This is a genomic window from Pseudomonas sp. 910_21 (assembly GCF_052850735.1).
Genome location: NZ_VXCY01000003.1, coordinates 699,348 through 720,349 on the forward strand (window position 1 = coordinate 699,348; position 21,002 = coordinate 720,349).

22 protein-coding genes are annotated in these 21,002 nt (G+C 64.4%); 10 read left to right on the plus strand and 12 right to left on the minus strand.

Annotation, left to right across the window (positions count from 1 at the left end):
* Positions 1-77 precede the first annotated feature (77 nt).
* From tag to FW796_RS13255, 3 genes are all read left to right on the plus strand, one after another.
* Positions 78-641, plus strand: coding sequence for a DNA-3-methyladenine glycosylase I (gene tag / locus FW796_RS13245; RefSeq protein ID WP_123723721.1), 564 nt, complete (start codon positions 78-80; stop codon positions 639-641).
* A 42-nt stretch (positions 642-683) separates the two neighbouring features.
* A complete protein-coding gene (locus tag FW796_RS13250) occupies positions 684-1,571 on the plus strand; it encodes a lysophospholipid acyltransferase (RefSeq protein WP_123723722.1) in 888 nt (295 codons plus the stop codon).
* 72 nt (positions 1,572-1,643) lie between these two features.
* The gene (locus FW796_RS13255; RefSeq protein WP_346634699.1) at positions 1,644-1,883 is read left to right on the plus strand and encodes a PilZ domain-containing protein; all 240 of its coding nucleotides are present in this window, start codon (positions 1,644-1,646) and stop codon (positions 1,881-1,883) included.
* A gap of 17 nt (positions 1,884-1,900) precedes the next feature.
* On the opposite strand, the gene FW796_RS13260 is transcribed toward FW796_RS13255, so the two are convergent.
* The 5 genes from FW796_RS13260 to def all read right to left on the minus strand — a co-directional run bounded on the left by FW796_RS13260 (position 1,901) and on the right by def (position 6,505).
* A complete protein-coding gene (locus FW796_RS13260; RefSeq protein ID WP_167365710.1) occupies positions 1,901-2,221 on the minus strand; it encodes a tetratricopeptide repeat protein in 321 nt (106 codons plus the stop codon).
* A 30-nt stretch (positions 2,222-2,251) separates the two neighbouring features.
* Positions 2,252-3,625, minus strand: coding sequence for a Trk system potassium transporter TrkA (gene trkA, locus FW796_RS13265; RefSeq protein ID WP_011058408.1), 1,374 nt, complete (start codon positions 3,623-3,625; stop codon positions 2,252-2,254).
* 22 nt (positions 3,626-3,647) lie between these two features.
* A complete protein-coding gene (gene rsmB / locus FW796_RS13270; protein ID WP_404937971.1) occupies positions 3,648-4,973 on the minus strand; it encodes a 16S rRNA (cytosine(967)-C(5))-methyltransferase RsmB in 1,326 nt (441 codons plus the stop codon).
* Positions 4,970-5,929, minus strand: coding sequence for a methionyl-tRNA formyltransferase (gene fmt, locus FW796_RS13275; RefSeq protein WP_404937972.1), 960 nt, complete (start codon positions 5,927-5,929; stop codon positions 4,970-4,972). The genes rsmB and fmt overlap by 4 nt, the downstream gene beginning before the upstream one ends.
* 69 nt (positions 5,930-5,998) lie before the next feature.
* Positions 5,999-6,505, minus strand: a complete 507-nt coding sequence (gene def, locus FW796_RS13280; RefSeq protein WP_102862442.1) for a peptide deformylase — start codon at positions 6,503-6,505, stop codon at positions 5,999-6,001.
* Between the two features lie 399 nt (positions 6,506-6,904).
* Here def and dprA point away from each other — a divergent pair, with 399 nt between their 5' ends.
* Together dprA and FW796_RS13290 are read left to right on the plus strand one after the other, a co-directional pair.
* Complete coding sequence (gene dprA / locus FW796_RS13285) at positions 6,905-8,011, plus strand: DNA-processing protein DprA (RefSeq protein WP_446439446.1); 1,107 nt, start codon at positions 6,905-6,907, stop codon at positions 8,009-8,011.
* Between the two features lie 54 nt (positions 8,012-8,065).
* Complete coding sequence (locus FW796_RS13290; RefSeq protein ID WP_446439447.1) at positions 8,066-8,623, plus strand: L-threonylcarbamoyladenylate synthase; 558 nt, start codon at positions 8,066-8,068, stop codon at positions 8,621-8,623.
* A gap of 64 nt (positions 8,624-8,687) precedes the next feature.
* Here FW796_RS13290 and FW796_RS13295 read toward each other — a convergent pair whose 3' ends face one another.
* A complete protein-coding gene (locus FW796_RS13295; protein WP_346634694.1) occupies positions 8,688-9,665 on the minus strand; it encodes an NADPH:quinone reductase in 978 nt (325 codons plus the stop codon).
* Between the two features lie 168 nt (positions 9,666-9,833).
* Here FW796_RS13295 and hemF point away from each other — a divergent pair, with 168 nt between their 5' ends.
* Positions 9,834-10,751: an oxygen-dependent coproporphyrinogen oxidase gene (gene hemF / locus FW796_RS13300; RefSeq protein WP_346634693.1), complete on the plus strand. Its 918-nt coding sequence runs from the start codon at positions 9,834-9,836 to the stop codon at positions 10,749-10,751.
* 95 nt (positions 10,752-10,846) lie between these two features.
* Positions 10,847-11,668 (plus strand): shikimate dehydrogenase, encoded by an 822-nt coding sequence (gene aroE, locus FW796_RS13305; protein WP_346634692.1) that lies wholly within the window; start codon positions 10,847-10,849, stop codon positions 11,666-11,668.
* Positions 11,669-11,785: 117 nt separating this feature from the next.
* Here aroE and FW796_RS13310 read toward each other — a convergent pair whose 3' ends face one another.
* The 3 genes from FW796_RS13310 to betC all read right to left on the minus strand — a co-directional run bounded on the left by FW796_RS13310 (position 11,786) and on the right by betC (position 15,930).
* Positions 11,786-13,354, minus strand: a complete 1,569-nt coding sequence (locus tag FW796_RS13310) for a SulP family inorganic anion transporter (protein ID WP_446439448.1) — start codon at positions 13,352-13,354, stop codon at positions 11,786-11,788.
* Between the two features lie 128 nt (positions 13,355-13,482).
* Positions 13,483-14,400, minus strand: coding sequence for a choline ABC transporter substrate-binding protein (choX, locus tag FW796_RS13315; protein ID WP_446439449.1), 918 nt, complete (start codon positions 14,398-14,400; stop codon positions 13,483-13,485).
* Between the two features lie 15 nt (positions 14,401-14,415).
* The gene (betC, locus tag FW796_RS13320) at positions 14,416-15,930 is read right to left on the minus strand and encodes a choline-sulfatase (protein WP_446439450.1); all 1,515 of its coding nucleotides are present in this window, start codon (positions 15,928-15,930) and stop codon (positions 14,416-14,418) included.
* Between the two features lie 114 nt (positions 15,931-16,044).
* On the opposite strand from betC, the gene FW796_RS13325 reads away from it, so the two are divergent.
* Both FW796_RS13325 and FW796_RS13330 read left to right on the plus strand, forming a co-directional pair.
* Positions 16,045-16,995: a choline sulfate utilization transcriptional regulator gene (locus FW796_RS13325; protein WP_346634688.1), complete on the plus strand. Its 951-nt coding sequence runs from the start codon at positions 16,045-16,047 to the stop codon at positions 16,993-16,995.
* A 161-nt stretch (positions 16,996-17,156) separates the two neighbouring features.
* Complete coding sequence (locus FW796_RS13330; protein WP_346634687.1) at positions 17,157-17,483, plus strand: DOPA 4,5-dioxygenase family protein; 327 nt, start codon at positions 17,157-17,159, stop codon at positions 17,481-17,483.
* Positions 17,484-17,571: 88 nt separating this feature from the next.
* Here FW796_RS13330 and trpA read toward each other — a convergent pair whose 3' ends face one another.
* Both trpA and trpB read right to left on the minus strand, forming a co-directional pair.
* A complete protein-coding gene (trpA, locus tag FW796_RS13335; protein WP_446439451.1) occupies positions 17,572-18,384 on the minus strand; it encodes a tryptophan synthase subunit alpha in 813 nt (270 codons plus the stop codon).
* A complete protein-coding gene (trpB, locus tag FW796_RS13340; protein ID WP_346634685.1) occupies positions 18,384-19,604 on the minus strand; it encodes a tryptophan synthase subunit beta in 1,221 nt (406 codons plus the stop codon). Before trpB ends, trpA begins: the two co-directional genes overlap by 1 nt.
* 130 nt (positions 19,605-19,734) lie before the next feature.
* On the opposite strand from trpB, the gene FW796_RS13345 reads away from it, so the two are divergent.
* Positions 19,735-20,628 carry a LysR family transcriptional regulator gene (locus tag FW796_RS13345; RefSeq protein ID WP_446439452.1) on the plus strand — a complete coding sequence of 298 codons (894 nt, stop codon included), beginning with the start codon at positions 19,735-19,737 and terminating at the stop codon, positions 20,626-20,628.
* On the opposite strand, the gene FW796_RS13350 is transcribed toward FW796_RS13345, so the two are convergent.
* Positions 20,625-20,951 carry a DUF883 family protein gene (locus FW796_RS13350; protein WP_346634683.1) on the minus strand — a complete coding sequence of 109 codons (327 nt, stop codon included), beginning with the start codon at positions 20,949-20,951 and terminating at the stop codon, positions 20,625-20,627. The genes FW796_RS13345 and FW796_RS13350 overlap by 4 nt on opposite strands.
* Between the last annotated feature and the right edge of the window lie 51 nt (positions 20,952-21,002).

Sequence of the window (21,002 nt, forward strand, 5' to 3'; positions counted from 1 at the left end):
TTCACCTGTTACTTGGGCTGCGATTTAAGGAGCGGGAGTATACCCGATTCAGTCCTGCGCACGCCCCCTGGAGCCTTATGCCACGCTGCTTTTGGTGTTCCGAAGATCCGCTGTACATGGCTTATCACGATCAGGAGTGGGGCGTGCCGCTGCGCGATGGGCAGCGTCTGTTCGAGTTGTTATTGCTCGAAGGGTTCCAGGCCGGCCTGTCCTGGATCACCGTACTGAAGAAACGCGAGCGTTATCGCCAGGTGCTGTTTGGCTTCGATGTGCAGCGCGTGGCGCAGATGAGCGATGCCGAGATCGAGGACCTGATGCAGGACCCGGGCATCATCCGCAACCGCCTCAAGCTCAACGCCGCCCGGCGCAATGCCCAGGCCTGGCTGGAGCTGGAAGACCCGGTGGCCTTTCTCTGGTCCTTCGTCGGCGGCGTGCCCAAGATCAATCATTTCCGCGACCGCAGCGAAGTCCCGGCGGTGACCCCGGAGGCCGAAGCCATGAGCCGCGGCCTGCAGAAAGCCGGTTTCACCTTCGTTGGCCCGACCATCTGCTACGCGCTGATGCAAGCCTCGGGCATGGTCATGGATCACACGCAGGATTGTGATCGCTACGCCATCCTCGCCAACGCGCGGTTAGAATAGCCGGCTGCGACTAGGTCATGACCGACAGATCAGGAGTCATTTGTGGATAAGTTCAAAGGCGCCCTGCTGGTGGGTGCTCTGCGGTTGTTTGCCCTGCTGCCCTGGCGCGCGGTGCAGGCGGTCGGCGCGGCCATCGGCTGGATCATGTGGAAGACCCCCAACCGTTCCCGCGACGTAGTGCGCATCAACCTGGCCAAGTGTTTTCCACAGATGGACCCCGCCGAGCGCGAGCGTCTGGTGGGCCAGAGCCTGAAAGACATCGGCAAGTCCCTGACCGAAAGCGCCTGCGCCTGGATCTGGCCGGCGGAGCGCTCCATCGCCCTGGTGCGCGAGGTCGAGGGCCTGGACGTACTCAAGGATGCCCTGGCCTCGGGCAAGGGCGTGGTCGGCATCACCAGCCACCTGGGCAACTGGGAAGTGCTCAACCACTTCTATTGCAGCCAGTGCAAACCGATCATTTTCTATCGTCCGCCCAAGCTCAAGGCGGTGGACGAGTTGCTGCGCAAGCAGCGGGTCCAACTGGGCAACCGCGTGGCGGCCTCCACCAAGGAAGGCATCCTCAGCGTCATCAAGGAAGTGCGCAAAGGCGGTGCGGTGGGCATTCCCGCCGACCCGGAACCGGCCGAATCCGCGGGGATCTTCGTCCCCTTCTTCGCCACCCAGGCGCTCACCAGCAAGTTCGTGCCGAACATGCTGGCCGGCGGCAAGGCGGTGGGGGTTTTCCTTCACGCCCTGCGCCTGCCGGACGGTTCGGGCTACAAGGTGATCCTCGAAGCGGCCCCGGAAGACATGTACAGCACCGACACCGAAACCTCCTGTGCGGCCATGAGCAAGGTGGTCGAACGCTATGTCGGGGCGTACCCGAGCCAGTACATGTGGAGCATGAAACGCTTCAAGAAGCGCCCGCCGGGTGAGGCGCGCTGGTACTGACTGAGCTGGCACGATCTGTGGATAACCTCGCGTAGGGCGTTATCCACAGCACACAGAACAAGGGCGCAGATGATGTCCGAGCACCGCAAGTCGTTCCGTATCAAGATTTCCCACGAGAGCATCGGCGAATGCCTGGGGCAGACCCGCAACCTGTCTGCCAGCGGCGTCTATGTGCAAAGCCCGGCCCTGGCAACACTGCCCAAGGGCGCGGTGGTCTATGGCCAGGTGCAAGGCCTGCCGGTGATCGCGCCACGGGTGCGCATGGAAGTGGTGCAAGTGGATGCGGAAGGGATCGCCCTGCGCTATCTCTGAGCAGGAGCGACTGGTGCTCAGGCCCCGGCTTGGCGCTCGAGCTTCTTGATGAACACGGTCATTTCCTTTTCCGCCTGCTTGTCGCCATGGCCGCGGGCGGCCTCCAGCCCCTGCTCCCAGGCCTGGCGCGCCCCTTGAAGGTCGCCCTGCCCCTGGCAAGCCTTGCCCAGCAGCTTCCAGGCCGCTGAATACTTGGGATCGAAGGCCACACAGCGTTGCAGATGCTCAACAGCCTTGGCGTACTCGGCCTGATCCAGATAGCCCTTGCCCAGACCAAAGCGCAGCAGGGCGTTATCCACACCCTTGGCGAGCATTTTTTCCAGCGATTCAAGCATCAGCGATTCCTCATCGTTGGCTGGCGCAGCGCGTCAGAAGAAGCTCAGGCCGACGTGGAACAGTTTCTCCACGTCGCGAATGTGTTTTTTATCCACAAGGAACAGGATCACGTGGTCGCCGGCTTCGATCACCGTGTCGTCGTGGGCGATCAGCACTTCTTCATCGCGAATGATCGCGCCGATGGTGGTCCCTGGTGGCAAGCCGATGTTCTCGATGGCGCGGCCGATCACCTTGCTCGACTTGGCGTCGCCGTGGGCGATGGCCTCGATGGCTTCCGCCGCACCGCGCCGCAGGGAGTGCACGCTGACGATATCGCCGCGGCGCACGTGGGCCAGCAGGGTGCCGATGGTGGCCAGTTGCGGGCTGATGGCAATGTCGATATCGCCGCCCTGGATCAGGTCGACATAGGCCGGGTTGTTGATGATGGTCATGACCTTCTTCGCCCCCAGGCGCTTGGCCAGCAGCGAGGACATGATGTTGGCCTCGTCGTCGTTGGTCAGCGCCAGGAAGATGTCGGCGTCGGCGATGTTCTCTTCCAGCAGCAGATCGCGGTCCGAGGCGCTGCCCTGCAGCACCACGGTGCTGTCCAGGGTGTCGGACAGGTAGCGGCAGCGGGCCGGGTTCATCTCGATGATCTTCACCTGATAGCGGCTTTCGATGGCCTCGGCCAGGCGCTCGCCGATCTGCCCGCCACCGGCGATGACGATGCGTTTGTAGGACTCTTCGAGACGGCGCATCTCGCTCATCACCGCGCGGATGTGGGCCTTGGCGGCGATGAAGAACACTTCGTCGTCGGCCTCGATCACCGTATCGCCCTTGGGCATGATCGGCCGGTCGCGACGGAAGATCGCCGCCACTCGGGTATCGACATTGGGCATGTGCTCGCGCAACTGGCGCAATTGCTGGCCCACCAGCGGGCCGCCGTAGTAGGCCTTGACCGCCACCAGTTGCGCCTTGCCCTCGGCGAAGTCGATCACCTGCAGGGCGCCGGGATGTTCGATCAGGCGCTTGATGTAGTTGGTCACCACCTGTTCGGGGCTGATCAGCACGTCCACCGGGATCGCGTCGTTGTCGAACAGCCCGGCGCGGGTCAGGTAGGCGGCCTCGCGTACCCGGGCGATTTTGGTCGGGGTGTGGAACAGGGTGTGGGCAACCTGGCAGGCGACCATGTTGGTTTCGTCGCTGTTGGTGACCGCCACCAGCATGTCGGCGTCGTCGGCGCCGGCCTGGCGCAGCACCGTCGGGAATGAGGCGCGGCCCTGCACGGTGCGGATGTCCAGGCGATCGCCGAGGTCGCGCAGGCGTTCGCCGTCGGTGTCCACCACGGTGATGTCATTGGCTTCGCTGGCCAGGTGTTCCGCCAGCGTGCCGCCCACTTGCCCGGCGCCGAGGATGATGATTTTCATCCAGTCACTCCCTTAAAACCGTTTAGCCGCGAGCCGCGGCGATCTTGATCAGCTTGGCGTAGTAGAAGCCATCGTGGCCGCCTTCTTGCGCCAGCAACTGGCGCCCGTGAGGCTGCTTGAGGCCGGCCGCAGGCTGCCCCAGTTGGCCGCCGATGTCCAATTCACGAGCACCCGGGGTGCGGGCCAGGAAGGCCTCGATCACTTCGGTGTTCTCGGTGGGCAGGGTCGAGCAGGTGGCGTAGAGCAGGATGCCGCCCACTTCCAGGGCTTGCCACATGGCGTCCAGCAGTTCGCCTTGCAATTGCGCCAGGGCGGCGATGTCTTCGGCTTGGCGAGTCAGCTTGATATCCGGATGGCGACGAATCACCCCGGTGGCCGAGCAGGGAGCGTCCAGCAGGATGCGCTGGAACGGCTTGCCGTCCCACCAGGCCTGGGTATCCCGGCCGTCGGCGGCGATCAGTTGGGCATCGAGCCCCAGGCGGTCGAGGTTTTCCCGCACCCGCACCAGGCGCTTGGCTTCCAGGTCCACTGCCACCACAGCGGCCAGCTCCGGCTGCACTTCAAGGATGTGACAGGTCTTGCCGCCCGGAGCGCAGCAGGCGTCCAGCACCCGTTGCCCCGGGGCCAGCTCCAGCAGATCGGCAGCCAGTTGTGCGGCTTCGTCCTGGACGCTGACCCAGCCTTCGGCAAAGCCTGGCAGGCTGCGCACATCACCGGCTTCGTCGAGGACGATACCGTCCTGGCTGTAGACGCAGGCCTTGGCCGCAACCCCGGCTTCGCTCAACAGCTTCAGGTAGGCATCCCGGGAGTGGTGACGGCGATTGACCCGCAGGATCATCGGCGGGTGGGCGTTGTTGGCGGCGCAGATGGCCTCCCACTGCTCGGGCCAGAAGGCCTTGAGGGATTTCTGCAGCCAGCGTGGGTGGGCGGTGCGCACCACCGGATCATGTTCCAGCTCGGCCAACAGGGACTCGCTTTCACGCTGGGCACGGCGCAGCACGGCGTTGAGCAGGGCCTTGGCCCAGGGTTTTTTCAATTTGTCGGCGCAGCCCACGGTTTCGCCGATGGCGGCGTGGGCCGGCACTCGGGTGTAGAGCAACTGATAGAGCCCCACCAGCAGCAGCGCCTCGACATCGGCGTCGGCGGCCTTGAACGGCTTCTGCAGCAGCTTGGTCGCCAGCGCCGACAGCCGGGGCTGCCAGCGTGCGGTGCCGAACGCCAGGTCCTGGGTGAAGCCGCGATCACGGACCTCGACCTTGTCCAGCTGGATCGGCAGCGAGCTGTTGAGCGAGGCCTTGCCGTTGAGGACCGCAGTCAGTGCCTTGGCGGCGGCCAGGCGCGGGTTCATTGGGCGTCCGCCGTCTGGCCGAGGACGGTGCCGATGGCGAATTTCTCGCGGCGGCTGTTGAACAGGTCGCTGAAGTTCAGCGCCTTGCCCCCGGGCAGTTGCAGACGGGTCAGGCACAGCGCCTGTTCACCGCAGGCGACGATCAGGCCGTCCTTGCTGGCGCCGAGGATTTCCCCCGGGACGCCTGTGCCTTCGCTCAGAGTGGCGGCCAGGACTTTCAGGGCTTCGCCATTCAGCATGCTGTGGCAGATCGGCCAGGGATTGAAGGCCCGGACCAGACGCTCCAGCTCTACGGCTGGACGGTTCCAGTCAATGCGCGCTTCGTCCTTGTTCAACTTGTGGGCGTAGGTGGCCAGGCTGTCGTCCTGGACTTCGCCTTCCAGGGTGCCGGCGGCCAGGCCTTCGATGGCTTGCAGCACCGCGGGCGGGCCCAGTTCGGCCAGACGGTCGTGCAGGCTGCCGCCGGTGTCCTGGGCACTGATCGGGGTGCTGACCTTGAGCAGCATCGGCCCGGTGTCCAGGCCGGCTTCCATGCGCATCACGGTCACCCCGCTTTGCGCGTCACCGGCTTCTACGGCGCGCTGGATCGGCGCGGCACCGCGCCAGCGCGGCAGCAGGGAGGCGTGGCTGTTGATGCAGCCAAGGTGCGGAATATCCAGCACCACTTGAGGCAGGATCAGGCCGTAGGCCACCACCACCATCAGGTCCGGCTTGAGCGCCGCCAGTTCGGCCTGGGCCTCGGCATTGCGCAGGGTGGGCGGTTGCAGCACCGGGATCTGGTGCTCCAGGGCCAGCTGTTTGACCGGGCTTGGCATCAGCTTCTGCCCGCGCCCCGCCGGACGGTCCGGCTGGGTGTAGACCGCGACAATCTGGTAAGGGCTGTCGAGCAGGGCCTTGAGGTGTTCGGCGGCGAATTCGGGGGTGCCGGCAAAGACGATGCGCAGTGGCTCAGTCATGGGAATTCTCGATGTTAAACATGCGGAAAAGAAAAAGGCTTGCCGTAGCAAGCCTTTGCAAGACGGTCATCAAGCCTGCTGGCGATGCTGCTTTTCCAGCTTCTTCTTGATCCGGTCACGCTTGAGCGTGGACAGGTAGTCGACGAACAGCTTGCCGTTCAGGTGGTCGCATTCGTGCTGGATGCACACCGCCAGCAAACCTTCGGCGATCAGCTCATAGGGCTGGCCGTCGCGGTCCAGAGCCTTGATCTTGACCCGCTGCGGACGGTCGACGTTCTCGTAGAAACCCGGTACCGAAAGGCAGCCTTCCTGGTACTGGTCCATCTCGTCGGTTAGGGCTTCGAACTCGGGGTTGATGAACACCCGGGGCTCGCTGCGATCTTCGGACAGGTCCATGACCACGACGCGTTTGTGCACGTTGACCTGGGTCGCCGCCAGACCAATGCCTGGGGCCTCATACATTGTTTCAAACATGTCATCGACCAACTGACGCACTTCGTCGTCCACTACGGCCACTGGTTTGGCGATAGTGCGCAGGCGCGAATCGGGGAATTCGAGGATGTTTAAAATGGCCATAAGCGTAATTGCTACACGTGTGAAGTAAGGGCGGAGTCGGCGTCCTGGCAGGTCCTGGACCTGGGCCGCCGATGCAAAACGTGCTCTGCAAAGGAGCGAGCCGTGCAGGCTCTGGCGTTTTACGCGAACGCACATAATAAAGGGATTCAGCCCCTGAGGAAATGTCTGTTCGCCTTGCTGCTCTTGGGCTGGACCGCCATCGGTCGGACCTGCAAGCGGCTGCGTCAGGCCTGATTGGCGGGCTTGCGGTTGGCTGCACGGATTGCCGGGCAGAGCATGGCCGAGGTTGATAGATCGCGCCCACGGTGCAGCAACACACCTTTCCTCAACAAGTTACCAACAGACTTATCCACAGCTTGTTCCGGCTTTCGCCGGACCGATGACGATCAAGGATGATCCATGTCGCACTCGATCAGTGCTGCCATTTCCCCCGCGGAACTGGAAGCCCGTTTACGTTTGCATGGCCTGCCCGCCCTGGGGGCCATGCGCTTTGGGCGTTTGCTCCAGGCCTTCGGTTCAGCCTCCAAGGCCCTCAGTGCGCCGGCCCGCGCCTGGCACTCCCTGGGTTTGCCGACGGCCTGTAGCGATGCCCGGCGCAGCGTCGAAGTCCGGGAGGGCGCCCGCCGCGCACTGGCCTGGATAGACAACCAGGCCCAGCATTTGCTGATGTGGGACCAGCCCGACTATCCCCCGCTGCTGGCGCAACTGGAGGATGCGCCACCGCTGTTGTTCGTGGCCGGCGATCCGTCGATTCTTCAACGGCCGCAGCTGGCGCTGGTGGGCAGCCGTCGGGCTTCGCGTCCGGGACTGGACACGGCCGCAGCGTTTTCCCGGAGTCTGGCCGCCGCCGGATTCGTAATCACCAGCGGCCTGGCCCTGGGAATCGATGGCGCTGCGCACCAGGCGGCCCTGGACGTTGGGGGGCGTACTGTGGGCGTGTTGGGCACGGGCCTGGAAAATTGTTATCCACAGCGGCATCGGGCCCTCGCCAGGGCGATGATCGACCAGGGCAGCGCAGTGATTTCCGAGTTCCCCCTGGACACCGGACCACGTCCGGAGCACTTCCCCAGGCGCAATCGGATCATCAGTGGCCTGTCCCTGGGGGTACTGGTGGTGGAAGCCAGTGTCGCCAGTGGCTCGCTGATCACCGCCCGTCTGGCGGCCGAGCAGGGCCGCGAGGTGTACGCGATCCCCGGTTCGATTCATCACCCCGGTGCCCGAGGCTGTCACCAACTGATCCGTGACGGCGCGGTGCTGGTGGAAAGCGTGCAGCACATCCTGGAAACCCTGCGAGGCTGGCAACACCTGCCGCCGCCCGCTGCGGCGCCGGTGGAGGTCAGTGAACATCCGCTGCTGGCCCTGCTCCAGGCGGCCCCCCACAGCAGCGAGGCCCTGGCGCTTGCCAGCGGCTGGTCCCTGCCCCGGGTGTTGGCGGCGCTGACTGAGCTTGAAATCGAGGCTCGGGCAGTCAATGAAAACGGCCGCTGGTTTGCGCGTCTGAGCTAGGTTTTATAGGCAGGATCGGTAAACTGCGCACAGCTTTTATCTGGAGATTCGGCAATGGTCAGCAGTTGGCGTGTGCAGCAAGCCGCACGAGAGGTTCGCGCAGGGGCGGTGATTGCCTATCCAACCGAAGCGGTCTGGGGCCTGGGGTGCGATCCGTGGAATGAAGAGGCGGTGGATCGCCTGCTGGCAATCAAGTCACGGTCGGTGGACAAGGGCCTGATCCTGATCGCCGACAACATCCACCAGTTCGATTTCCTCTTCGAGGATTTCCCGGATACCTGGATCGAGCGCATGGCCAGCACCTGGCCGGGGCCCAATACCTGGCTGGTGCCCCATCAGAACCTGCTGCCGGAGTGGGTGACCGGGGTCCATGACACGGTAGCGCTGCGGGTCAGCGACCATCCGCTGGTACGTGAACTGTGCGCCTTGGTGGGGCCGTTGATTTCCACGTCGGCCAATCCCCAGGGACGGCCGGCGGCGCGTACGCGGCTTCGTATCGAGCAGTACTTCCGTGGGCAACTGGATCTGGTGCTCACCGGCAGCCTGGGCGGGCGCAAGAACCCGAGCCTGATTCGGGATCTGGCCACCGGCAAGGTGGTGCGGCCTTCCTGAACCGCTTCGCCGGCAAGCCCTCTCCCACGATGATCTGTAGGAGCCGGCTTGCCGGCGAAAGCGTTTAAGGCAACAACACGGTCGAGCCGGTCGTACGCCGTGCCGACAACTCGATATGGGCCTTGGCCGCGTCCGCCAGGGCGAAGCGCTGGCCAATCTCGATCTTCAGCTTGCCGCTGGCAATCATGCCGAACAGATCGTCGGCCATGAGCTGCAGGTTTTCGGCATTGTTGGCGTAGCTGGCGAGGGTCGGCCGGGTCACGTACAGCGAACCCTTGGCCGAGAGAATCCCCAGGTTCACCCCGTCCACCGCTCCCGAGGCGTTGCCGAAGCTGACCATCAGCCCGCGCGGTGCCAGGCAATCCAGGGAGGTCAGCCAGGTGTCTTTGCCGACACCGTCGTAAACCACCGGGCATTTCTTGCCATCAGTCAGTTCCAGCACGCGCTTGGCTACGTCTTCGTGGCTGTAGTCGATGGTTTCCCAGGCGCCGAGGGCTTTGGCGATGGCGGCCTTTTCCGGTGAACTGACGGTACCGATCAGTTTTACCCCAAGGGCCTTGGCCCACTGGCAGGCCAGGGAACCGACGCCCCCCGCTGCGGCGTGGAACAGTACGGTTTCGCCACCCTTGAGTTCATAGGTCTGGCGCAGCAGGTACTGCACGGTCAGTCCCTTGAGCATCACCCCGGCCGCCTGCTCGAAGCTGATGGCCTCCGGCAGGTGCACCAGGTTGGCTTCCGGCAGTACATGCACATCGCTGTAGGCGCCCAGTGGGCCGCTGCCATAGGCCACGCGATCACCCACCTTGAAGCGCGTCACCGCGCTGCCCACGGCCTCCACCACCCCGGCGCCTTCGGCGCCCAGGCCGGACGGCAGCGCCGGCGGGGCATACAGGCCGCTGCGGAAATAGGTGTCGATGAAGTTCAGGCCGATGGCCTTGTTGCTGACGCGAACCTGTTGTGGTCCAGGTTCGCCGGGCTGGTAATCCACATACTCGAGTACTTCGGGGCCGCCATGGGCGCGGAACTGGATACGTTTGGCCATCTGCACTCTCTCCTTGGTCGTGTCGTGAAAGTGCTCTATCGGACTCCTGTGCTTGACCTTCGTCAACTGCGGAGCGCCCCGACGCGGTGTTATGCTACGCGCCCATTTGCGCGCGTCCCCTGCTCCATCCCTAGCGCCGCGTAGCTTTGCCCGATTCAAGGTGATGCCATGACTACCCGCACCGAGGCCGTAAAAGCCTACCTGCTCGACCTGCAAGACCGCATTTGCGCTGCACTGGAAACCGAAGACGGCGGCGCACGCTTTATCGAGGACGCCTGGACCCGCCCTGCCGGCGGTGGCGGACGCACCCGGGTGATCGGCGACGGTGCAGTGATCGAAAAGGGCGGGGTCAACTTTTCCCATGTGTTCGGCAGCGGTCTGCCACCTTCGGCCAGTGCCCACCGTCCGGAACTGGCCGGCCGGGGTTTCGAGGCCCTGGGCGTGTCCCTGGTGATCCACCCCCACAATCCCCATGTGCCGACTTCCCACGCCAACGTACGTTTCTTCATCGCCGAGAAGGAAGGTGAAGAGCCGGTCTGGTGGTTCGGTGGCGGGTTCGACCTGACCCCCTACTACGGCAACATCGATGACTGCGTGCACTGGCACCGGGTTGCCGAGCGCGCCTGTGCGCCGTTCGGTGCCGACGTCTATCCACGCTACAAGGCTTGGTGCGACAGCTATTTCCACATCAAGCATCGCAACGAACCGCGGGGCATCGGCGGCCTGTTCTTCGACGACCTCAACGAATGGGACTTCGACACCAGCTTCGCCTTCATGCGCGCCATCGGCGATGCCTACATCGAGGCCTATCTGCCCATCGTCCAGCGCCGCAAGGCTGCCGCCTACACCGAGCAGCAGCGCGAGTTCCAGGAGTTCCGCCGCGGTCGCTACGTCGAGTTCAACCTGGTCTACGACCGTGGCACCCTGTTCGGCCTGCAATCGGGCGGTCGCACCGAATCGATCCTCATGTCGCTGCCGCCGCAAGTGCGCTGGGGCTACGACTGGAAGGCCGAGCCGGGCACAGAAGAGGCGCGCCTGACCGAGTACTTCCTGCAAGACCGCGACTGGCTGGCGGCCAGCAACTAAACCGCACCCGCTGTGCAGGAGCCGGCTTGCCGGCGAAGAGGCCTTCAAGGCGGACGCGGTTCCTGGCAGTGTGTGTTGAGCAAATGGGATGAGAGATGGATCAGTACGTTGTCTTTGGTAATCCGATCGGCCACAGCAAGTCGCCGCTGATTCATCGGCTGTTCGCCCAGCAGACCGGCCAGCAGCTGGAATACAACACCCTGCTGGCGCCCCTGGACGACTTCGCCGGCGCTGCCCGCAGTTTCTTCGTCCAGGGCCGTGGTGCCAACGTCACAGTGCCGTTCAAGGAAGACGCCTATCGCCTGTGCGACAGCCTGACCGAGCGTGCGCAGCGGGCTGGTGCGGTGAATACCCTGAGCAAGCAGGCCGACGGCCGCCTGTTGGGGGACAACACCGACGGTGCCGGTCTGGTACGCGACCTGACGGTGAACGCCGGGGTCAGCCTCAAAGGCAAGCGCATCCTTCTGCTGGGGGCCGGTGGCGCCGTGCGTGGAGCCTTGGAGCCCCTGTTGGCGCAGCGGCCAGCGTCGGTGGTGATTGCCAACCGCACCGTGGAAAAAGCCGAGTTGCTGGCGGAACTGTTCGCCGATTTGGGGCCGGTGTCGGCCAGCGGCTTTGACTGGCTGGAGGAGTCGGTGGACCTGATCATCAATGCCACTTCCGCCAGCCTGTCGGGGGACTTGCCGCCGATTGCCAGCAGCCTGATCGAACCGGGCAAGACGGTGTGCTACGACATGATGTACGCCAAGGAGCCGACGCCGTTCTGCCGTTGGGCCAGTGAACATGGCGCGGCGTTGGTGCTGGATGGCTTGGGCATGCTGGCCGAACAGGCGGCGGAAGCCTTCTACCTGTGGCGTGGCGTGCGCCCGGACAGCGCCCCGGTGCTGGCCGAACTGCGTCGCCAGTTGGCGCAGTAACCCCCGCGTAGGAACTGGCTTGCCAGCGAAAGCGGCTTCAGGGCTGGCGCCAGGCTCAAGGTCCTCTTTGCCGGCAAGCCGGCTCCTACGTCGACCGTGGGCAAGGCGCCTGCGGGTTCAGTCTTCGAAGTGGATCGGGCAGTGCTCCGGCCCTTCGAGTTTGATCAGCTCCTCTTTCACCGTCTGCCGTGCCCGGCGCAGGGTCAGGCTGCGGTCCTGGCGTTTCAGTCGGCGCGCCTCCTGATGCAGCATCTCCACCCCTGAATAGTCGATGAAGTTGATCTGCCGGGCGTCGATCACCAGTTTCGGTGCGTGGCAGCGTTGCATGCGCACCTGCAGGTAATGGCTGGCGCCAAAGAAGATCGAGCCGCCCACCCGCAGGATGTCTTCATCGCCCTCGCTGGAATGCTGCACCCGGGGTTGGGAGGTGCGCTTGAGGTAGAAGAACAGCGACGCCAGGACCCCGGCATAGATCGCCGTCTGCAACTCCAGGAGCAAGGTGGCGATGCAGGTCAGGCTCATTACCACGAATTCGGCGCGGCTGACCCGGAACAGCGCGCGAATGCCCCGATGATCCACCAGGCCCCAGCAGATCAGCAGGATGCTCCCGGCCATGGCCGGAATCGGGATATGGGCGATCAGCCCGGCGCCGGCCACCGCGAACAGCGCCACCCACAGCGCCGAGAACACCCCGGCCAGGGGCGAGCGGGCACCGGCTTCATAACTCAAGCCCGAGCGGGTGAAGGAGCCGGAGGACAGGTAGCCGGAGAAAAATGCCCCCAGCATGTTCGACAGGCCCTGGGCGCGGACTTCCTGGTTGGCGTCCAGCAGTTGTTCCGAACGTGCCGACAGTGAGCGGGCAATCGACAGGCTGGTCACCAGCCCCAGCATCCCCACCGCCACGGCACTGGGCAGCAGCCGCAGGATCAGTTCCAGGTCCAGTGGCAACGGGCTCAAGGGCGGTAGCCGGCCCACGAAGGCGCTGACCAGCTTGACGTGGCCGAACACCCCCGGCAGCAGCCAGACCACCAGCGCACTGAGGACCAGGCTGAGCAACAGGCTGGGCCAGCGTGGCGCCAGCAGCTTCAGGCCGAGGCCGACGATCAGCGTGCCCAGCCCCAGCAACAGCGAAGGCTTGTCCACAGCGTCCAGGTGTTCCAGCAGTGAGGTCAGGCTATTGAGGGCGGTGGCCTGGTTCGGCAGGTCCAGGCCCAGGAGGTTGGGCAATTGCCCCAGGGCGATCACCGCCGCTGCGCCGAGGGTGAAGCCCAGCACCACCGAATGCGAGACAAAGTTCACCAGGGCGCCGAAGCGCAGCAGCCCCAACAGCCACTGGAAGATCCCCGCCAGCAGGGTCAGCAGCAGGATCAGGGTGATGTAGTCCTCGGATGCCGGCACCGCCAGAGGGCTGACGCTGGCATACAGAACAATGGAGATCGCTGCCGTGGGCCCGCAGATCAGGTGCCAGGACGAGCCCCAGAGGCAGGCGATCAGCACCGGGACTATGGCCGCGTACAGCCCGTACTCCGGCGGCAGGCCGGCGATCAGCGCATAGGCGATGGATTGCGGCAGGGCGAGAATCGCGCCGCTCAGGCCCACCAGCAGATCCCGGCCAACGCTGGCCCGGGTCTGCCGTGGCAGCCAGCTCAGAAAGGGCAGGAGTGAATGGCGGTTGGGCCAGGCCATGGTTCCTCACGGGTGGGTAGATTCAGGGGGGGTCAGGGTAAAGCATTGTCCAGCCTTGGGCATGTGGCGAGGCCGGCCCCTCATCCCGTAGGAGCCGGCTTGCCGGCGAATGGCCGGGGCACCTCGGGCTACAGCTTGCTCTTCACCGCCGCCAGGGCCTCTTTGTCATCGATGGTCCGGACCCCTTCCAGCCACTGTTCCAGCACCGCCGGGTTGGCCTTGATCCAGGCCTTGGCGGCGTCGGCGTTGCTGACCTTCTTGTTCACCACCTCGGCCATGATGGCGTTCTCCATGTCCTGGGTGAACCGCAGATTGGCCAGGAGCTTGCCGACGTTCGGGCAGGCCTGTGCATAACCCTTGCGGGTCAGGGTGAAGACGCTGCCGCTGGCGCCGAAGTACTTCTCGCCCCCGGTCAGGTAATGCATTTTCAGCTGCACGTTCATCGGGTGCGGGGTCCAGCCGAGGAAGGTCACGAAGCGCTGTTTTTTCGTGGCCCGGGACACTTCGGCGAGCATCGCCTGCTCGCTGGATTCGATCAGCTTCCACTGGCCGAGGCTGAACTCGTTGTGCTTGATGATCTCCTGCAGCGACAGGTTGGCCGGAGCACCGGAGCCGATGCCGTAGATCTTCTTGTCGAACTTGTCGGCGAACTTGCTCAGGTCGGCAAAGTCATGCACCCCGGCGTCCCACACGTAGTCCGGAACCGCCAGGGTGAACTCGGTGCCTTCCAGGTTCTTCGCCAGCTGGATCACCTCGCCATTGGCCACGAACTTGTCGTAGAAGCCCTGCTGCGCCGGCATCCAGTTGCCCAGGAACACATCCACCTGGCCGTCCTTGAGGCCGCCGTAGGTGATCGGCACCGCCAGGGTGTCGATCTTGGCTTTGTAGCCCATGCCGTCTAGCAGAAAGCTGGCGATGGCGTTGGTGGCGGCGATGTCGCTCCAGCCCGGATCGGCCATCTTCACGGTTGCGCACGAGTCGGCCCAGACGGTTGTGCTGCCCAGAGCCAGGAACCCGACTGCCAGCGCTGTGGATAACTTTTGCATGCTCTTCCCCTTGGATTATTGGTTTTGGCAGGGTTGTGGATAACGAGCCTTGCGCTCCAGATCGTCGAGGTCGATGTGGTTGCGCATGTATTGCGCACTGGCATCTACCAGCGGCTGGTGATCCCAGCTCTTGCGCGTGCCCCGGCCCAGTGCGTCGGCCACCAGGCGGCGCCGGCGCTGGCTGGCCAGGACCTGTTGGTGAAGGGTGGGGATGTTCCACTTGGCCCGGGCTTCGGCGAGGAAAGCGTCGAACAGTGCTCGATGCTCGGCCGACTGGCTGAGGTCGCGGTGCTCCTGCGGGTCGTTGGCTACATCGAAGAGTAGGCAGGGGTCGTCTTCGCTGTAGATGAATTTGTAGGCGCCCCGACGAATCATCATCAGCGGGCTGATGGTGCCTTCGGCCATGTATTCGCCGAACACCTCATCGTGGCCGCCCTGCCCCAGCAGATGGGGGACCAGGGAGCGGCCGTCCAGGGGCAGGTCCGCCTCTACGCGGCCGCCGGCCAGTTCCACCAGGGTCGGCAGCAGGTCGGCGGTGGAGACGGCCGCGCTGACTCGCCCGGCGGCGAACTGCCCCGGTGCGCAGATCAACAGCGGCACCCGAGCGGCCATTTCGAACCAGTGCATTTTGTACCAGAGGCCACGCTCTCCGAGCATGTCACCGTGGTCGCCGGAAAACACGATCAGGGTGTCGTCCGTCAGCCCGGTGTCTTCCAGGGTCTGCAGCAGTTTGCCGACGTTGCTGTCGATGTAGCTGCAGGCGCCGAAGTAGGCCCGTCGCGCATCGCGGATCTTATCCACAGGCAGAGGCTTGCCCCACAGGTCGTAGACCTTGAGCAGGCGCTGGGAGTGTGGGTCCAGTTCGCTTTGCGGTGGGGTCTGGGGCAGTGGGATTTCGTCGTCGCGGTACAGGTCCCAGAAGGCCTTGGGAATGGTGTAGGGATCGTGGGGGTGGGTCATGGACACCGTCAGGCAGAACGGCTGGTCGCCGTCCTCGCGGACATGGTCGAACAGGTACTGCTGGGCCTTGAACACCACCTCTTCATCGAAATCCAGCTGGTTGGTGCGCACGCAGGGCCCGGCCTGCAGCACCGAGGACATGTTGTGGTACCAGCTGGGACGCACTTGGGGCTCATCCCAGTTCACTGCCCAGCCGTAGTCGGCGGGGTAGATATCGGTGGTCAGGCGCTCTTCATAACCGTGCAACTGATCCGGGCCGCAGAAGTGCATCTTGCCCGACAGCGCGGTGCGGTAGCCCAGGCGCCGCAGGTAGTGGGCGTAGGTGGGCACGTCGGCGGGAAAGTCCGCGGCGTTGTCATAGGCGCCGATCCTGCTCGGCAACTGCCCGCTGACCAGGGTAAAGCGCGACGGTGCGCACAGCGGGCTGTTGCAGTAGGCGGCATCGAACACCACGCCCTGGGCGGCCAGGCGGCTGAGGTGCGGCAGCTTGATCGGCGATGAACCGTAGAACGGCAGCAAGGGCGCGGCCATCTGGTCGGCCATGATGAAAAGAATGTTCTTGCGCTTCATGGATTCGCGGCATTCCATAGTCGATGGTTATGCGAAAGTGCTGCAATCGAGCATGGATTCCATGTCTTTGGCGGTAAAGCCCATGCACGGCAATGACTAGGATAAGCACAGCTTATGTATGAAGCCCTTGGTGACCTGTCCCTGGACCTGCTCCGGGTGTTTGAAGCAGCGGCCCGTTTGCGCAGCTTCACCGCTGCAGCGGTGGAACTGGGTACGACCCAGCCGGCCATCAGCCAGCAGATCAAACGGTTGGAGGAGCGGTTGAACGTGCGCCTGTTCGACCGGATCTACCGCGGTATCGAACTGACCGAGTCCGGCGCCTTGCTACTGGAACAGGTGCAGCTTGGTTTGCAGAGCATCGATGCCGGCCTCAGTGCCCTCAGCCAGCAGCATCAGCACGAGGTGCTGCAGGTGGCCACGGACTTCGCCTTTGCCGCCTATTGGCTGATGCCGCGCCTGCATCGCTTTCATCAGGCCAACCCCCAGGTGGACGTCAGCCTGGTGACCAGTGAACGCAGTCACAGCATGCTGCGCAGCGATATCGACGTGGCGGTGCTGTTCGGCGATGGGCGTTTCAAGCACGGCGAAAGTCGCTGGCTGTTCAGCGAAGAAGTGTTTCCGGTGTGCAGCCCGTTGCTGCTCAGGGACCGCGCCGCGCCCTTGTCTGTGCATTCCCTGCCGGAGTTGCCACTGCTGCACCTGCGGGGCGAGAACAGCAGCCACTGGTTCGACTGGAGCGGGGTGTTTCGCGAGCTGGGCCTGGCCAGCGCCCCGGCCCCCGGGCAATTGCGTTTCGACAACTACACCTTGCTGATCCAGGCGGCCATCGGCGGCCAGGGCGTGGCCATTGGCTGGCGTCATCTGGTGGACAACCTGCTGGAGCAGGGCCTGCTGTGCCGGCCCATCGCCGAGACCCTGATCTCCCGCTATGGCTACTACGTGGTGCTGCCCCAGCGTAAGCGCCGTGGCCCGTTGATCCAGCGTTTCGTCGACTGGCTGATGAGCGAGCAGGCCGGCAGCGCCCAATCCCTCAAGGGGCTGTCGTTGCCGTCCATTGCCTTGTAGGCGGCCTTGGCGCAACCGATCCTGGAGGAGTCGTGGCACCATGGCGCCTTCGCTCGATCAGCGGTTTAGGGTGTTTTCATGGCGCTCGGTCTTTCTGGCACAGGCAGCGCTGGTCATTGGCAGGGAACCTTCAGGGTTCGTCTTTTATCGCGAGGGTTTGCATGCAACGGATCAAGGGCTATCACGCCCACGTCTACTTTGACGCCAGCACCATCGACCAGGCGCGGGCCTTGTGCGAGCAGGCCGCGCAGCTGTTTGACCTGAAAATGGGCCGGGTCCACGAGCGGCCGGTGGGGCCCCATCCAGACTGGAGTTGCCAGTTGGCGTTCGCCCCCGAGGTGTTTGCCCAGGTAGTGCCGTGGCTGGCCCTCAATCGCCAGGGGCTGGTGGTGTTCCTGCACCCGGATACCGGGGACGATTTGCTGGATCACACCGATCATGCGATCTGGATGGGGGCCATGCGGTCGCTGGATCTGACGGGGTTCTAAGGGGCCGGTGATTCCTCGTGCACACAATGCAAAAAGGGGGCGCAACCTTGGTTGCGCCCCCCCTGATCTTGCGGTTTGGTCTTTACCTTCAGCTGACCCGAGCCTGACGTACGCCTTCGGAGAGGGCTGCGCACAGGCTCAGGACGCCATCCACCGCTTGCTCGGAAGACTCGGCATTGGCGATGTGGTCGATCAGCGCCGAGCCCACGACCACGCCGTCTGCCAGACGGGCGATGGCGGCGGCCTGCTCCGGGGTGCGGATGCCGAAACCGATGCTGATCGGCAGGTCGGTGTGGCGCCGCAGGCGGGTCACGGCCTCTTCCACATGCTCCAGGGTGGCGGCACCGGCACCGGTGACCCCGGCTACCGAGACGTAGTAGACAAAACCGGAGCTGCCGGCGAGCACCTTCGGCAGGCGCGCATCGTCGGTGGTCGGGGTGGTCAGGCGGATGAAGTCGATGCCGGCGGCCTGGGCCGGGTCGCACAGCTCGCTGTTATGTTCCGGCGGCATGTCCACCACGATCAGGCCATCGACACCGGCTGCCTTGGCGTCGGCGATGAAGCGCGGCACGCCGTAGTGGTGGATTGGATTGAAGTAGCCCATCAGCACCAGCGGCGTGTCGCGGTTGCCTTCGCGGAACTCGCGGACCATCTGCAGGGTTTTCGCCAGGTTTTGCTTGGCCCCCAGGGCCCGGATGTTGGCCAGCTGGATCGCCGGGCCGTCGGCCATCGGATCGGTGAAGGGCATGCCCAGTTCGATCACGTCGGCACCCGACGCGGGCAGGCCCTTGAGGATCGCCAGGGAGGTGTCGTAGTTCGGGTCACCCGCGGTGACGAAGGTCACCAGGGCGGCGCGGTTCTGTTGTTTCAGCTCGGCAAAGCGGGTTTGCAGGCGGCTCATCAGTGTTTCTCCTGCTGGGACTGTTGCATGTGGTGCATGACGGTCTGCATGTCTTTGTCGCCACGGCCCGAGAGGTTGACCACCATCAGGTGATCCTTGGGCAGGGTCGGTGCGCGCTTGAAGACCTCGGCCAGGGCGTGGGCACTTTCCAGGGCCGGGATGATGCCTTCCAGACGGCAGCACTGGTGGAATGCGGCCAGGGCTTCGTCGTCGGTCACCGAGGTGTATTCGACGCGGCCGATGTCGTGTAACCAGGCGTGTTCCGGGCCGATGCCGGGGTAGTCGAGGCCGGCGGAAATCGAGTGGGCGTCGATGATCTGGCCATCGTCGTCCTGCAGCAGGAAGGTGCGGTTACCGTGCAGCACGCCCGGTACGCCGCCGTTCAGGCTGGCGGCGTGCTTGCCGGTCTCGATGCCGTAGCCGGCGGCTTCAACGCCAATGATCTGCACGCTTTTATCGTCGAGGAACGGATGGAACAGGCCCATGGCGTTGGAGCCGCCGCCGATGCACGCCACCAGGCTGTCCGGCAGGCGGCCTTCCTGGGCTTGCATCTGCTCGCGGGTTTCCTTGCCGATCACTGCCTGGAAGTCGCGGACCATGGCCGGGTACGGGTGCGGGCCGGCCACGGTGCCGATCAGGTAGAAGGTGCTGTCGACGTTGGTCACCCAGTCACGCAGGGCTTCGTTCATCGCGTCTTTCAGGGTGCCGGTGCCGGCCACGACCGGGATCACTTCGGCGCCCAGCAGCTTCATGCGGAACACGTTGGCCTGTTGGCGCTCGATGTCGGTGGTGCCCATGTAGATCACGCAATCCAGGCCAAAACGCGCGGCCACGGTGGCGGTGGCCACGCCGTGCATGCCGGCGCCGGTCTCGGCGATGATGCGTTTCTTGCCCATGCGCCGGGCCAGGAGGATCTGGCCGATGCAGTTGTTGATCTTGTGCGCGCCGGTGTGGTTCAGCTCTTCGCGCTTGAGGTAGATCTTCGCGCCGCCGCAGTGTTCGGTCAGGCGTTCGGCGAAGTACAGCGGGCTCGGGCGGCCGACGTAGTCGCGCTGGAAGTAGGCCAGTTCCTTGAGAAATTCGGGATCTTGCTTGGCCTTTTCGTATTCACGGGCCAGGTCGAGGATCAGCGGCATCAGGGTTTCTGCCACATAACGGCCGCCGAACGCGCCAAACAGGCCGTTGTCGTCAGGACCATTACGCAATTGGGACTGGGTCATTGGAGCGCTCCCGGGGAAGTGTGTGGAATGACAAAATCGTGGAAGGACAATGGAGCCCACTCTACCCCTGACACTGGACCCTGAAAACCGATAAGATCGCCGCAACTTGTCAGGAAAACTCACCTATTCCATGAGCCGCGACCTGCCCCCCCTGAATGCCCTGCGGGCCTTCGAAGCCACTGCCCGGTTCAACAGTGTCAGCCAGGCTGCCGAACAACTGCACGTGACCCACGGCGCGGTCAGCCGGCAGTTGAAGGTGCTGGAAGAGCACCTGGGCCTGAGCCTTTTCGTCAAGGATGGCCGTGGCATTAAACTCACAGATGCTGGGATTCGCCTGCGCGATGCCAGCAGCGAGGCCTTCGAGCGTCTGCGGGACGTCTGTGGCGAACTGACACGGGGCAGTGCCGATGCCCCCTTCGTTCTCGGCTGCTCCGGCAGCCTGCTGGCGCGCTGGCTGATTCCGCGCCTGGGGCGCCTGAACGCCGACTTGCCAGACCTGCGCCTGCACCTCTCCGCCGGTGAAGGAGACCTGGACCCCCGGCGCCCGGGCCTGGATGCCTTGCTGGTGTTTGCCGAGCCCCCCTGGCCGGCGGACATGCAGGTCTATGAGCTGGCCAGCGAGCGAATCGGGCCGGTGCTCAGCCCGCGCTATGCCGGTTATTCGCGCTTGCGCGAAGCGCCGGCGGCGGCCCTGGCGGCAGAATCGTTGCTGCACACCACCTCGCGCCCACAGGCCTGGCCCAGTTGGGCACGGCACAACGGAATCAGCGCCGAGGGGCTGAAGTACGGGCAGGGTTTCGAGCACTTGTATTACTTGCTGGAAGCGGCCGTGGCCGGGCTGGGCGTGGCAATCGCTCCAGAGCCGTTGGTGGCTGAAGACTTGCTGGCGGGCAGGCTGGTTGCCCCGTGGGGGTTTTCCGACACCCCGGGGCAACTGGCGCTGTGGTTACCCAAGCGCGCCGCCGATGGGCGCGCCCGGCAATTGGCGCAGTGGTTGAAAAACGAACTGCGCCAGGCGCTTTAGTTGCCGCGCTTGCACAGCAGGTAGGCAGCCAACAGGCCAATGGCGCCGACGGCCACACCTGCGGTGGTCCAGGGATGTTCCTGGGCGTAGTCGCGGGTGGCGATCCCGGTTTCACGGGTTTTGACTTTGACTTCTTCATAGGCATCGCTGAGCAGGCTGCGCGAGTGCTTCAGCGCGCTCTCGGCGTTGCCCTTGAGGGCCTTGAGGGTTTTGCGCGATTCGTCAGTCGCATCGTCCTTGAGGCTTTCCAGGGATTTGAGCAGGCTTTCGATCTCGGCTTCCATACTTTCCAGTGAGGCTTTGCGTAACGAGGTGTTGGCCATGTCGGCTCTCCTGCGGGGTGATGAATAGGCTGTGTAGGTTCCGACTGCGGC

Bases quoted from the DNA above. Each gene is read 5' to 3' on its own strand.
- tag (WP_123723721.1), top strand. From the start codon at position 78: ATGCCACGCTGCTTTTGGTGTTCCGAAGATCCGCTGTACATGGCTTAT.
- FW796_RS13255 (WP_346634699.1), top strand. From the start codon at position 1,644: ATGTCCGAGCACCGCAAGTCGTTCCGTATCAAGATTTCCCACGAGAGC.
- trkA (WP_011058408.1), bottom strand. From the start codon at position 3,625: ATGAAAATCATCATCCTCGGCGCCGGGCAAGTGGGCGGCACGCTGGCG.
- rsmB (WP_404937971.1), bottom strand. From the start codon at position 4,973: ATGAACCCGCGCCTGGCCGCCGCCAAGGCACTGACTGCGGTCCTCAAC.
- fmt (WP_404937972.1), bottom strand. From the start codon at position 5,929: ATGACTGAGCCACTGCGCATCGTCTTTGCCGGCACCCCCGAATTCGCC.
- def (WP_102862442.1), bottom strand. From the start codon at position 6,505: ATGGCCATTTTAAACATCCTCGAATTCCCCGATTCGCGCCTGCGCACT.
- dprA (WP_446439446.1), top strand. From the start codon at position 6,905: ATGTCGCACTCGATCAGTGCTGCCATTTCCCCCGCGGAACTGGAAGCC.
- FW796_RS13290 (WP_446439447.1), top strand. From the start codon at position 8,066: ATGGTCAGCAGTTGGCGTGTGCAGCAAGCCGCACGAGAGGTTCGCGCA.
- FW796_RS13295 (WP_346634694.1), bottom strand. From the start codon at position 9,665: ATGGCCAAACGTATCCAGTTCCGCGCCCATGGCGGCCCCGAAGTACTC.
- hemF (WP_346634693.1), top strand. From the start codon at position 9,834: ATGACTACCCGCACCGAGGCCGTAAAAGCCTACCTGCTCGACCTGCAA.
- aroE (WP_346634692.1), top strand. From the start codon at position 10,847: ATGGATCAGTACGTTGTCTTTGGTAATCCGATCGGCCACAGCAAGTCG.
- FW796_RS13310 (WP_446439448.1), bottom strand. From the start codon at position 13,354: ATGGCCTGGCCCAACCGCCATTCACTCCTGCCCTTTCTGAGCTGGCTG.
- choX (WP_446439449.1), bottom strand. From the start codon at position 14,400: ATGCAAAAGTTATCCACAGCGCTGGCAGTCGGGTTCCTGGCTCTGGGC.
- betC (WP_446439450.1), bottom strand. From the start codon at position 15,930: ATGAAGCGCAAGAACATTCTTTTCATCATGGCCGACCAGATGGCCGCG.
- FW796_RS13325 (WP_346634688.1), top strand. From the start codon at position 16,045: ATGTATGAAGCCCTTGGTGACCTGTCCCTGGACCTGCTCCGGGTGTTT.
- FW796_RS13330 (WP_346634687.1), top strand. From the start codon at position 17,157: ATGCAACGGATCAAGGGCTATCACGCCCACGTCTACTTTGACGCCAGC.
- trpA (WP_446439451.1), bottom strand. From the start codon at position 18,384: ATGAGCCGCCTGCAAACCCGCTTTGCCGAGCTGAAACAACAGAACCGC.
- trpB (WP_346634685.1), bottom strand. From the start codon at position 19,604: ATGACCCAGTCCCAATTGCGTAATGGTCCTGACGACAACGGCCTGTTT.
- FW796_RS13345 (WP_446439452.1), top strand. From the start codon at position 19,735: ATGAGCCGCGACCTGCCCCCCCTGAATGCCCTGCGGGCCTTCGAAGCC.
- FW796_RS13350 (WP_346634683.1), bottom strand. From the start codon at position 20,951: ATGGCCAACACCTCGTTACGCAAAGCCTCACTGGAAAGTATGGAAGCC.